Annotated in this window: 8 protein-coding genes and 1 tRNA gene; 5 read left to right on the plus strand and 4 right to left on the minus strand. The window is 62.2% G+C overall.

Annotation, left to right across the window (positions count from 1 at the left end):
* Positions 1–6: 6 nt before the first annotated feature.
* From AC4GYV_RS02210 to AC4GYV_RS02220, 3 genes are all read right to left on the minus strand, one after another.
* Complete coding sequence (locus AC4GYV_RS02210) at positions 7–2,376, minus strand: arylsulfatase (RefSeq protein ID WP_491099033.1); 2,370 nt, start codon at positions 2,374–2,376, stop codon at positions 7–9.
* 123 nt (positions 2,377–2,499) lie between these two features.
* Positions 2,500–3,825 (minus strand): sensor histidine kinase, encoded by a 1,326-nt coding sequence (locus AC4GYV_RS02215; protein ID WP_491099034.1) that lies wholly within the window; start codon positions 3,823–3,825, stop codon positions 2,500–2,502.
* Positions 3,815–5,185 carry a sigma-54-dependent transcriptional regulator gene (locus tag AC4GYV_RS02220; protein WP_491099035.1) on the minus strand — a complete coding sequence of 457 codons (1,371 nt, stop codon included), beginning with the start codon at positions 5,183–5,185 and terminating at the stop codon, positions 3,815–3,817. The genes AC4GYV_RS02215 and AC4GYV_RS02220 overlap by 11 nt, the downstream gene beginning before the upstream one ends.
* A 195-nt stretch (positions 5,186–5,380) precedes the next feature.
* Between AC4GYV_RS02220 and AC4GYV_RS02225 the strand changes: the two genes are divergently transcribed.
* The 3 genes from AC4GYV_RS02225 to AC4GYV_RS02235 are packed head-to-tail and all read left to right on the plus strand — an operon-like array spanning position 5,381 to position 9,936.
* Complete coding sequence (locus tag AC4GYV_RS02225) at positions 5,381–6,691, plus strand: efflux RND transporter periplasmic adaptor subunit (RefSeq protein ID WP_491099036.1); 1,311 nt, start codon at positions 5,381–5,383, stop codon at positions 6,689–6,691.
* A 23-nt stretch (positions 6,692–6,714) separates the two neighbouring features.
* On the plus strand, positions 6,715–7,386 hold the full coding sequence (locus tag AC4GYV_RS02230) for an ABC transporter ATP-binding protein (RefSeq protein ID WP_491100366.1): 672 nt from the start codon (positions 6,715–6,717) through the stop codon (positions 7,384–7,386).
* 42 nt (positions 7,387–7,428) lie between these two features.
* Positions 7,429–9,936, plus strand: coding sequence for an ABC transporter permease (locus tag AC4GYV_RS02235; protein WP_491099037.1), 2,508 nt, complete (start codon positions 7,429–7,431; stop codon positions 9,934–9,936).
* Positions 9,937–9,980: 44 nt separating this feature from the next.
* Here AC4GYV_RS02235 and AC4GYV_RS02240 read toward each other — a convergent pair.
* Positions 9,981–10,054 (minus strand) — tRNA-Cys (locus tag AC4GYV_RS02240).
* A 199-nt stretch (positions 10,055–10,253) separates the two neighbouring features.
* On the opposite strand from AC4GYV_RS02240, the gene AC4GYV_RS02245 reads away from it, so the two are divergent.
* Together AC4GYV_RS02245 and AC4GYV_RS02250 are read left to right on the plus strand one after the other, a co-directional pair.
* Positions 10,254–10,904, plus strand: a complete 651-nt coding sequence (locus AC4GYV_RS02245; RefSeq protein WP_491099038.1) for a protein-L-isoaspartate O-methyltransferase family protein — start codon at positions 10,254–10,256, stop codon at positions 10,902–10,904.
* Between the two features lie 9 nt (positions 10,905–10,913).
* Positions 10,914–12,401 carry a TolC family outer membrane protein gene (locus AC4GYV_RS02250; RefSeq protein ID WP_491099039.1) on the plus strand — a complete coding sequence of 496 codons (1,488 nt, stop codon included), beginning with the start codon at positions 10,914–10,916 and terminating at the stop codon, positions 12,399–12,401.
* The last annotated feature ends 12 nt before the right edge of the window (positions 12,402–12,413 follow it).

Consider the following 12,413-nt stretch of genomic DNA (forward strand, 5'->3'; position numbering starts at 1 on the left):
CTCAGGCTACTGCCGAGCCATCGCCAGTGCGAGCGCCTGCTCCGCGTTCACCAGGTGATCCGGCGGCGCGTTCGGGTCGATCGACAGCTGGACGCCTCTGATTGAGCCGTTGAACGCGTTCTGGCCAGGCGGATAATCGGGGCTGACGGGGGCGCCGGAATCGTGCCCCACGTCGCAACCGTCATCGGCGGAAAAGACCATTGCCTGGGTGACATCGACCCGCGTCTCGCCGACTTTCTTGCCGTCGACGAAAAGCGTTGCTGTTCCGCCTTTCCCAAGGCCGCCGCCGTCATAGGCGAACTCCATGCGCACTTGCCTTGTGCCCGACGCCAGCGTCGTATCGCTTTCAGCCGTGAACAGCTTCACGCCACCCAGATTGTAGCAATATTTGAGCTTCCCATCCTTCGCATAGAGCGACCATCCGCCGATATTTGCTCCCTGCGCCACGATGACGCCGTTCGCCGGATCATCACCGACGTCGATTTCCGCAGTGATAGAGTGAGACTTGTTCTTGATGTTGAGCACGCAGTTCTCGCTGAGCCGACCCATTCCGCTGAATAAAATCTGCGTATTGCCTTTGATGAGGATCGGTCTTCCTGCCCTGTCCGGGTCCATCTTTTTGGCGATATCGTCGTCCAGAGGCAGAACGTTGTACTTGACGGCTTCGATCAGCCACAGCCGTTGCAGATCGTGGAGCTTCTCGGGATTCTGCTTCGACAGATCGCGCGCCTGACTCCAGTCCGCGCCGTCGTACAACTCCCACACGTCGTCATCGAACGGCGGCGTGACCTCGCCAATCAGCAGCCATGGCGTCTTATGCTTCGTCACGGCAGTCCATCCTTTGTGATAGATGCCGCGATTTCCAAACATCTCGAAATATTGCGTCTCGTGGCGCTCCGCCGCCTGCGGTTCGTTGAAGGAATAAAGCATGCTGACGCCCTCGATGGGCGTTTGTTGGACACCATCGACGGATATGGGCTGAGGCAGGCCTGCAGCCTCCAGGATCGTCGGCGCAACATCGATCACGTGATGGAACTGATTGCGCACTTCTCCCTTGCCGACGATCCCCTTCGGCCAGTGAACGATGGTTCCGTTGCGGGTGCCGCCCCAGTGGGAGGCGACTTGCTTGGTCCACTGATAGGGCGTGTTCATCGCGTGCGCCCAGCCGACGGCATAATGATTATAGGAATTTGGTCCGCCGAATTCGTCGAGGCGGCTCTTCAGATATTCAGGCGTCTCCAGCTCCGCGAGCCCGTTGAAGTTGAGCATCTCGTTGAAGGTGCCCTGAAGGGTCCCTTCCGCTGACGCACCATTGTCGCCGATGATGCAGTAGATCAGCGTATCCTCGAGCAAACCGAGCTTTCCGAGACTATCGATCAACCGGCCCACGTGATGATCGGTATATTCCATGAACCCGGCGTAGACTTCCATCTCGCGCGCCAGGACGGGGCGCATCTCTGGATCGGTGTCATCCCACGCGGGAATTTCCTTGTGCCGAGCTGTCAGCTTGCAGTCCGGCGGAATGACGCCGAGCTTTTTCTGCCGGGCGAAGGTCTCCTCGCGGAGCTTGTCCCAGCCCTGATCGAACTTGCCCTTGTACTTGTCAGCCCATTCCTTCGGGACGTGGTGCGGCGCGTGGGTGGCTCCCGGCGCGAAGTAGACGAAGAAGGGCTTGTCTGGCGCGAGCATCTTCTGCTGGCCGATCCAAGCAATCGCCTTGTCAGCCATGTCTTCGACGAGATTGTAACCTTGCTCGGGAGTCTTGCCCGGATCCACGGGCACTGTTCCCTCGAAGAGCGAGGGGTACCATTGGTTCGCCTCGCCTCCGATGAAGCCGTAGAAGTATTCGAAGCCGCCGCCGCCCGTGGGCCATTGGTCGAACGGGCCGACCGGACTCGTCTCCCAGACCGGCACCTCGTGACACTTCCCGAACTGGGCCGTGTTGTAGCCGTTGTACTTGAGCGTCTTGGCAAGGGGAGCCGCGGTCTTGCGAAGGACGGACGTGTAGCCCGGCTGGCCGGTTGCCGTCTCCGTGATGCAGCCCATCCCGACAGAATGGTGATTGCGGCCAGTCAGCAAGGCTTGCCGCGAAGGTGAGCACAAAGCTGTCGTATGGAAACGCAGATACTTCAGCCCGCCGGCGGCAAGCTTCTCGAAATTCGGAGTGGCACAGGGTCCGCCGAACGCGCTCGTCGAGCCGAAACCCGCGTCGTCGATCAGAATCACGAGAACGTTAGGGGCGCCCTCCGGCGGCCGTAGCTGAGGAATTTTCGGAGTGACGGTCTCCGGATCCTTGGCGTCGTAGGTGGTGAACCCGACGTGCAACGTATTGTCGATCGGAAGGTCGTAGCGAGGAACATCGGTCGGGCCGGTCATCAGGGCTCTCCTGCGGGAGGGATGACCGGCCGTTAGCTCTCCAATTCGGGTGCAGACATCGGGCCTAGTCTCGACGAATCCCGACCTTGCATCCGTATTTCCCCTTAAGTCACTTCCCTAGGACTAGATCAGCAATCGGATAGCGGCGCCGCCTTCGGGGGCAGCAAGTGCCGCCACCGAGCCGCCGTGCGCGAGAGCGACCTGTCGGGCGAAGCTAAGCCCGACGCCGCTTCCTCCCATGTGCGTGGTGTAGAAGGGAAGGAATACGTCTTCCCGCCGGCTTTCGGGGATGCCCGGACCATTGTCGCGGACCTCGATTTGGCACTGCGCTTTCGCTTCTCGAACGAACGACAGGACAATGACTGGCCGCTCGATGTCGCTCGTCGCTCGCACCGCGTTTCGCAGCAAGTTCAGGATAGCCTGTGCAAGCAGCTCCGGATCTGCGTCGAGGCTCATGCCCTCCGGCTGGATCTCAAGGTGCCAGTCGATCGGCCGGGGGGCAGGGTTCGCTGCGGCCAACCGCATGATCTCATCCGCCCAGGGCTCGACTCGAAAACTCTGCCTTCGGATCTCCGGCGACTGTGCAAATTCCCTGTAGCTTTCCACGAACCGGAGGATCCCTTCGGCCCTGCGCGCCACGGTCGCCGTCGCAACCTTGGCATCCACAAGTGGAGGCGGGAGGTCGGCCGCCTCGACCAGATCGGCGGCGGAACGCGCCAGTGAAGTCACTGGCGTGAGGGAGTTCATGATTTCGTGCGTGAGTACACGAACGAGGTCCGCCTGAGCCGCCACCTCAAGAGCGCCGATCTCACCTTGCACGGGAAGTATGGAGATGATCGTGACCGGCTCATCCAGCCGCGCAACCTGAGCCGAAGCGAACGTCGCCCGCTGCGGAACGCCTTCGAGTATCAGGCGGGTGATCTTGCGGGCGCCGGGCGGCAGTGCGGCCGCGGCGGCAAGCTCCGGTCCGAGCTTCTCGAGATCCGCGACCCTCGTAAGATGATGGTTCGCGAACAGCACACGCGCGGCCTTGTTGAGCATCTCGACCTTGCCGTCACGATCGATGGTGAGCAGCGCGCTCGGAGCATCGTCGACGATCGCGGAGAGATAACGGACCTCCGCGGCCTGCTTCATCTGTTTAGCTTGAAGCGTTTTCAGAGCGCGATCGAGCGTATCGCCGAGGACGTCGAATCCGCCTCCCGCAGGGCTTGAGAAGCGCTGCGAAAAATCCTGGAACTGAACGGACTCGACGAACCGGGACACGGTCAGATTGGTCCGGCGAATGAAATTCCACAGGCTCACGATCGCAGCGATCGCGATGCCTCCTGCGATGACGCGGCCCGCACGAATATCCGGTGCTTCGATCGCTTTCGCGAAGAGCCAGATCGCGCCGATGAGGAAGAGGGTTCGCCAGGCGAGCCCGAATTCGAACTTCCGCCTAAAGTCCATGCTTTTCCATGCGCCGGTAGAGCGCGCCGCGGCTCAGGCCGAGTTCGGCGGCAGCAAGCGAGATGTTGAAGTGGTGCGTCTTCAACGCGCGTTCGATCATCTGCTTCTCGACATGCTCCAGGTTCAGGCTCTGGCTCGGGAGAGGCACGGACGGGTCGTTGGCGCGGCTCGGAAGCGGGAAGTCCTCGATGCGGTAGGATTCACCTTCCGCCATGATCACCGCGCGCTCGGTCGCGTGCCGGAGCGCACGGACATTGCCGCGCCACTCCTGCTGTATCAGGGCCTCGAGAACCTCGTCGGGGATCCGCCGGTCAGGCCGGTCATACTTGCGGCTGTAAAGGCCGAGATAATGCTCCAGCAGTAGAGGGATATCGTCGCGCCGCGCACGCAACGGGGGCAACTCTATCTCGATCGTGTTCAGCCGAAAGAGCAGGTCCTGACGGAAGCGCTTCTCGTCGCTGAGCAGATCCGGCGAAACGTTGGTTGCTGCAATCACGCGGACGTCGATCGGCACGCTGCGGTTTGATCCTACCGGCACGACCTGCCGTTGCTCGAGGGCAGTCAGAAGCTTCGGCTGGAGATGCAGCGGCAAATTGCCGATCTCATCGAGGAACAACGTGCTGCGGTCGGCCGCCTTGAGCCTGCCGATGCGCTCGCCTGCGGCGCCAGTGAATGCGCCTTTGACGTGCCCGAACAGTTCTGATTCGAACAGGCTCTCCGTCGTGGCGCCGAGATCGATGGAAACCAGTGGATGTTCGGATCTCCGCGACTGCCGATGAACCTCCCTCGCGACGATTTCCTTGCCGGTTCCGTTCTCGCCGAGGATCAGCACATTGGCTTCGGTAGGCGCGGCTCGGGCGATGACTTCGCGCACGCGCTTCATTGCGTCCGATTGCCCGAGCAAGGGCGTCTCAGACCCTTGTGAGATTTCGGCAGATCGGCAGCGCTCTTGGCGCGCCTCGATCCGGCTTTGGCGAAGTGCAGCGGCGCTGCGGACGGTCGATGCTAACCGCTCGTTGCTCCATGGCTTCGCGACGAAATCGCTGGCACCGCGCTTGATGGCTTCCACCGCGATCGAGACCGCACCGTGCGCCGTGATGATCACGACTGCGGAATCTGGGTCCACGGTCATGATCCGTGCCAGATAGTCCAGACCTTCGCGGCCGTCGGTTGCGGAACGCTCGAAATTTAGGTCGAGCAGGATGGCATCGGGGCCTTCGCTTTCAATAAAGGCCAGAAGCTCGGACGGCGAGGACAGTGTCTCGATCCGATCAAACAAATCGCGCAAAGCAAGCCTCGCCGCGAGTGCGACATCAGGGTCGTCATCGACGACGACGGCCAGGTTGAACGGCTTGCCCATGCACCAGCAGCCTAATGCGATTGTCCGAAAACGAACAGTGAGGAGCGCCTGAACCTCGCTGAAGCCCGGTTGGCACGCGGTTTGCAAAGATTAGGCCATGACATCGCGACCATTCAGCAAGTTCGAATCCGGCTCAGAGGGCAAAAGGAGCGTGCAGCTGTCCGAATCCGGACACCAGCTGTTCGAAGCCGGACAATGAGCCTGGTCGAAATCCGTCAGCCGCAGGCATCAGAAGCCTCTTCCGGCGGGGCCATGGACCGCGTGATCGAAAGCCGCCGGATCGACAAACGGCTGCTAATTGCTGGCGGCGGAGCAGCCGTCCTCCTCCTGGTCCTCCTCTTCTGGTTCTTCGCGCCTAAGGCGGACTCGCAATCGGTGGAGCGTGACCGGCTCGCGTTCGGCACCGTCCAGTCCGGCGTCTTCGAGGACTTCATGCCGCTCCGCGCACGAGTGACGCCGCTCGTGACGGTCTATCTGGATGCGGTGGAGGGTGGCCGGGTGGAGAAGAAACTTGTCGAGGACGGCGCGCAAGTCACGCAAGGGCAATTGCTCGCGGTCCTGTCCAACGCCGAGCTCCAACTCTCGACGCTCGAAAAGCAGGCGGAGGTCGAGCAGCAGCTCAACAATATGCGTAGCCAGGAGCTGGCGCTGACCCAGACCCGCAACACCAATCTTCGCGACCTCAACCAGGCAGAGACCGATCTCGCCAAGGCGCGGCGTCAGTACGACCTTTACAAGCCGCTCGCCGATCGGGGCTTCATCTCGAAGAAGGCCTTGAACGATACGAAGGACGACCTGGACTATCAGGCGAAGCGGCTGGCAATCCTCAAGCAAAGCATCGCACAGACGGAGTCGTTGCAGACCAGCCAGCTTGCCCAGCTTCGCGCCGCTTCAAGCTCGCTCAACAGCAGCATGGGCGTGGCGCAGAGCAGCCTTGGGCAGCTCAACATTCGAGCGCCCGTCACGGGGCAGCTCAGCGGCTTTGAGATCCAGCTCGGCCAGTCGCTGCAGCAGGGCCAACGGATCGGCCAGATCGATAGCGCCGGCGATGACAAGCTGCAGGCGGACGTCGACGAATTCTACCTCGGGCGTGTGCAGGTGGGGCAAACTGCGACAGCCGACATCGACGGCAAGACTTACAACCTCAAAGTCTCGAAGGTTTATCCGCAGGTGCGGAACGGACAGTTCCAGATCGATTTGCTCTTCACCAATGGCGAGCCGGCGTCGATGCAGCGCGGCCAGACGGTTCAGGCGAAGCTGACGCTGGGCGATTCGAAGCGCGCGCTCCTCATTCCTACTGGTGCCTTCTTCAACGACACAGGCGGCAACTGGATCTTCGTCGTCGACAAGGACGGCAACGGCGCAACAAAGCGTCCGGTCACGCTCGGCCGCCGCAACAGCAGCTATGTTGAGGTCCTGAGCGGCCTGTCCCCTGGCGAACGCGTGATCACCTCATCCTACAGCGGCCTGCTCGACAAGAGCGAGCTGAGCTTCTCCGGCAAATAGAAAGGACTTCAATCGTGTTGACGATGACTGGCCTCACCAAAAGCTACCGCACCGAGACCGTCGAGACGGTCGCGCTCGACGCGATCGACCTTGCGATCGACGAGGGCGAGTTCGTCGCGATCATGGGTCCATCGGGCTGCGGCAAATCGACGCTGCTCAACATGCTTGGCATGCTCGATAGCCCGACGTCCGGTAGCTACATTTTCAACGGCCTCGAGGTCGCGCCGCTGTCTGAAAGCAAGCTTGCCGATGTTCGGAAGGAGAACATCGGCTTCATCTTCCAGAGCTTCAATCTGGTCGACGAGCTCAGCGTTCGCGAGAATGTTGAGCTTGCTTTGCTCTATCACGACGTCCCGGCTGCGGAGCGCAAGCGGCGCGTCGACGAAGTCATGGACAAGGTTGGTATCGCGCACCGCGCGAAGCACCGCCCGAGCCAGCTTTCAGGAGGGCAGCAGCAACGCGTCGCGGTCGCCCGCGCGCTCGTTGCATCGCCCAAGCTGATCCTTGCCGACGAGCCGACCGGCAACCTCGACACCCATCACGGCGAGGAGGTCATGCGCATGCTTCGTCAGCTCAACCAGGAGGGTTCGACGATCGTGATGGTCACGCACTCGCCGGTGCACGCCGATTTCGCCAGCCGCGTCGTCAACATGCTCGACGGTCGCATCCTGCAGGAACGGCGTCGCGCCGCGTGAAGTCAACCGCATCACCGATCGGATACAAGAGGATCTCAGGCTATGTGGCGTAACTATGTGACCGTCGGGCTTCGCGCCCTCGCCAAGAACAAGGTCTACGCGTTCATCAACATCTTCGGCCTGGCCATCGGTCTCGCCGCCTGCCTGCTGATCCTGCTCTACGTGAAATATGAGGAGAGCTACGACGACTGGCTGCCGAACGCAGACCAGGTCTATCAGCTCCAAACCTTTTATTCGCCGGACAGCCGGATGGGCGAAGCGAAAGCGCTTCAGCTCAGCGCGATCGTATCCGGACGCGCCCTCGCCAAAGACTTCCCGCAGGTCGAGAAGCTCGTGTGGGTGCGCTCCTTCTCACCGATCGTCATCCAGGACGGCCAACCGACCGAGGTCGAGACGCTACGCATGGCGGACAGCAACCTCTTCGAAGTGTTCCAAGTGCCATTCGTGCGGGGCAACTTCCGCACTGCATTACCTGACGCTCACTCCGTCGCGTTGAGCGAAAGCGAAGCGCGCCGGCGGTTTGGAACGGCCGACCCGATCGGCAAGTCGCTGACGATCGTCGATAACACGGGCGACGTCGATTACCGCGTCACGGCCGTCTACAAGGACATTCCGAAGAACAGCACCATTTCGGCGGCCATGGTCGCGCGCTTCGATCTCGGAACGCAGTTCGCCGATCGGCAAGAGCAGCTCTCGCGCTGGGGCAGTCAGCAGGGATGGAATTTCGTCAGGCTCCGCAAAGGCACCGATGCAGCAGCGATCAATGCGCAGCTTCCTGCGTGGGAAAAGCGCAACATCCCCGACGAGGTTGTCAACGGCGAGCGGCATAATGTCGGCGACGACATGGACCTTCGTTTGGTGAATGTCGCCGACGTTCATCTCGGCAAGGCCCAGGAATTCGGCATGACGCAGGGGAATGATCGTGGAACGGTCGCCACCTTCGCGGTGATCGCGATGCTGGTGCTCGGTATGGCCGCGATCAACTTCACCAACCTTGCGACTGCGCGTGCCTCGCAGAGGGCGCGGGAAGTCGCGCTGCGCAAGGTTCTCGGTGCCAGCCGCAAGCAGCTGATCGCGCAGTTCCTGGGAGAGTCGGTTCTGCTCGCCGTGATCGCGATGATCGTTGCGCTTGCTCTGGTCGAGCTCGTGCTTCCCGCCTTCAACGCGTTCCTCAAGGCCGACATCCATTTGAACTATTTCGGTTCGGACGGGCTTTGGCTTCCTATCGTCCTGCTCGTGCTTCTGGTTGGGATTGCCGGCGGTCTTTATCCCGCTTTCTATCTGTCGCGCTTCCAGCCTGCGAAGATCCTCAAGGCGAACAAGTCGGCCGCCGACGCGGAAGGCTCCGGACGCCTGCGAAACCTGCTCGTCGTGACCCAGTTCGCGATCTCGATCGGACTGATCGCGTGCACCGCCGTCATCTACGCCCAAACCGTCTTCGCCCAAACGCTTGACGCGGGCTACCAGCGCGAAGGCCTATTGCAGGTTTCCAACCTGTCATTCCGCGGCGTCTCGAACGATCAGGCGCGATCCTTCGTCGAGCGCGTGCGCCGAATCCCGGGTGTGCAGGGGGCGGCCGGTACCCAGATCGGCGTGTCGCCAAGCGGTAATTCGATGAACGACTTCTTCGTGCCCGGAAATCCGAGCTCCGTCTCGCTCGGAGTTTACGGGATCGAGTCCGGCTTTTTCGAGGCGATGGGCATGCGCCTCCTCGCTGGCCGCTTCTTCTCAGAATCGCAGGGCAAGGACGATGCGACGACGCCGTTCCCGGTGGACCCGGCAGCAGAACGCGCGCTCGCCGCGCGCGGCATCAACGTCGTGATCACCGAAGCCGCGGCCAAGCGCCTCGGCTGGACCCCGCAGGAAGCGATTGGGAAGGAGATAAGGGGCCCTCTGGCCGCTGGGGATGCCGGGCTCGTCCCGTGCACCATCGTCGGCGTGGTAGCGGACACTCGGTTCCGGTCGGTCCGCGAACCCATCCAACCGACGGTCTATGTCATGCAGAAGACCTTTTTCTCGCAGGTTGCTGTGCGTTACGCGGGGGTTTCACCTGCCACCGTTCGCGGCGAGATCGAGAGCATTTGGCACCAGCTGATACCGCTCGTGCCTTTCCAGGCCGACTTCGCCGATGACTTGGTCAGAGAGCAATATGAAGTCGAAACCGCCCGCGGAGAGCTGTTCGCCGGCTTCTCGCTGCTGACCGTCATTATCGGTTGCCTCGGCCTGTTCGGACTCGCGGCATTCACGGCCGAACGGCGGACGAAGGAAATCGGCATCCGCAAGGTGCTCGGCGCGAGCACCCGCGACATCGTGCAGCTGCTAGTGTGGCAGTTCAGCCGGCCGGTGATCTTCGCAAACATCATCGCGTGGCCTGTTGCCTGGTGGCTGATGCGAGACTGGCTGAACAAATTCGACGAGCGCATCACGCTTGGCGTCACACCCTTCCTGATGGCTGCGGCCATCGCGCTTGGCATCGCCATCGCGACGGTGATTGGCCACGCCGTGAAGGTCGCCCGGGCGAACCCCATCCACGCCCTCAGGTACGAGTGAGGTCAGGCGATGTCGGCGAATTCAACCTGCGCTCGCAGGGAAAGTGGAGGCCCGAGCCGGAATCGAACCGGCGTGCAAGGATTTGCAGTCCTCTGCGTAACCACTCCGCCATCGGGCCTCGGGGGAGAGCGACGCCTTTGCCGCGAGCGTCCCGCCCGGGTCAACCCCAAGGTGCAGTGCAGCAACAACCGTGCATCTTTCGATGAAGGGCGGTTGGCGAGGGGCGAACGTGCCGATATGAGCGCCGCTTGGCTTCGCCTGCGCTTCGTCCAGCCAAGCCTTGAAATTTAGGTGTATTAGCATAATATAACACGCACATGACCATCCAGACCCCGATCCCCGATTATGAGACCGCGCGCCTGGCCATGGTCGAGAGCCAGTTGCGCCCAGAGGGCGTTGCCGATCCTGCCGTCATCGAAGCGATGGGCTCCATCCCGCGCGAGAAGTTCGTGCCCGAGCATGTGCGGCCGTTGGCTTACGTCGACCGCGCGCTTCCGCTCGGCGGCGGCCGCTACCTGTCGGCTCCGGCTGCGCTTGGATCGTTGCTGACCCAAATGATGCCCGAACCCGGGCAGCGCGCGCTCGTCGTGGGCGCTGGTACGGGCTATTCCGCAGCCGTACTCGCGGCGATGGGCCTCGATGTGACGGCAGTCGAAAGCGATTCCGAGCTTGCGGCGCGCGCAGATGAGCTCGGCATTCGCATCGTGAAAGGTTCGCTAGAGGGTGGCGATCCCAACGGCGGCAGCTTTGATCAGATCCTGATCGACGGTGCCGTCGAATATATTCCTGATACGATCATCGCGCAGCTCGCCGATGGCGGACGTCTCGGCGCGGCTCTGATCGACCGCGGGATCACGCGCCTGATCGTCGGCCGCAAGGCGGGTGGGGCATTCGGTTATCTATCCGTCGGCGACGCGGGTGTGCCCGTGCTCCCCGGCTTCAGCCGTCCGAAAGAATTCACCTTTTAGGGGTCCCCAGTGGTTCGTAAGCTCATTTCCGCAACGCTGGTTGCTGCACTCATGGCGGGTACCGCCTCGGCCGATACGCTCCGCGAGGCCCTGGTCTCGGCGTACCAGACCAACCCAACGCTTACGGGTCAGCGGGAAAATCTGAAGGGTACCGATGCCCAGGTCGCGATCGCCAGGGCAGCGGGCCGCCCGCAAGTCGGCGTCAATGTCGGCCTGAACCGCGACCTTAGCCGCTCCGGCATTTACGAAATCGGCGTCCTAAGCCAGAACCTTTCGGCCACCGCCCAGCTTAGCGTGCCGATCTACTCCGGAGGCGCGGTCAAAAATTCGGTCCGGGCTGCCGAGACGCGGGTACTCGCCGGACGAGCGACGCTTAGTGCTGTCGAAGGCGACGTCTTTACCCAGGCCGTAGCCGCTTACATGGACGTGATCCGCGACCGCTCGGTCGTGGAACTCAACCAGAACAACGTTAGGGTTCTGACCACCAACCTCGAGGCGACGCGCGACCGATTTCAGATCGGCGACCTTACGCGCACCGACGTGGCTCAATCCGAGGCGCGCCTGCAATTGGGTAGGTCGGACCTGTCGCGAGCGCAGGGACAGCTCACCTCGAGCGAGGCGACTTACCGCCAGGTCATCGGTCATCCGCCCGGTCAACTGGCACCGCCGCCACCGCTTCCACCGCTTCCGACGACCTCGGACGAAGCGGTTCGGATCGCGCTCTCCGGCAATCCTGACCTTGTCGCGATCAGCCGGCAGGCTATTGCCGCGGGCTATGACGTGAATGTCGCCAGGGCCGGCCGCCTTCCGACTTTGTCAGCTGTTTCGTCGGCCACTTATGCGAATGAGCTTGGCACCACCCACGGGCCGACGCCGAATACCGGCACTCAGACGACTATCGGCCTGAGCTCCAACATTCCGATCTTCCAGGGCGGCCTTCCCGCAGCGCGCATCCGGCAGGCGCAGGCGCAACAGGGACAGGTTCAGGAGCAGGTCGTCGGAACCGAACGGGCCGTGGTCCAGTCCACCCGCTCTGCGTTCGCGACGTACGACGCGGCGCAAAAGGCCATCCAGTCCAATACCGTTGCGGTGCAAGCGAACGAGCTGGCGCTGGAAGGCGCCCGGGCCGAACAGAGCGTCGGTACCCGCACGGTCCTTGACGTCCTCAACGCCGAGCAGGAATTGCTGAATTCGCAGGTCGCCTTGGTGACCGCGAAGCGCGACGCTTATGTCGCGGGTTTCCAGTTGCTCAACGCAATGGGCCAAGCCCAGGCGGAGACCCTCGGTCTCGACGGCGGTCCGCTTTATGATCCGCTCGGCAACTATCGCCGGGTCGCCGGCAACTGGTTCGACTGGGCTAGCGATCCGCGCCATCGCACCGCAGCGACTCGTACCGTGTCGCCTCAAGAGCTTCCGGCCAATCCGATCGTCACCCAGCAGGTCGCCCCCGGTACGGCGCCGGTCATCACCACAGGGGTGACTCAGCCCGCTCAATAAGCGATAGCTTTT

Source organism: Sphingomonas sp. SP4 (assembly GCF_058313375.1).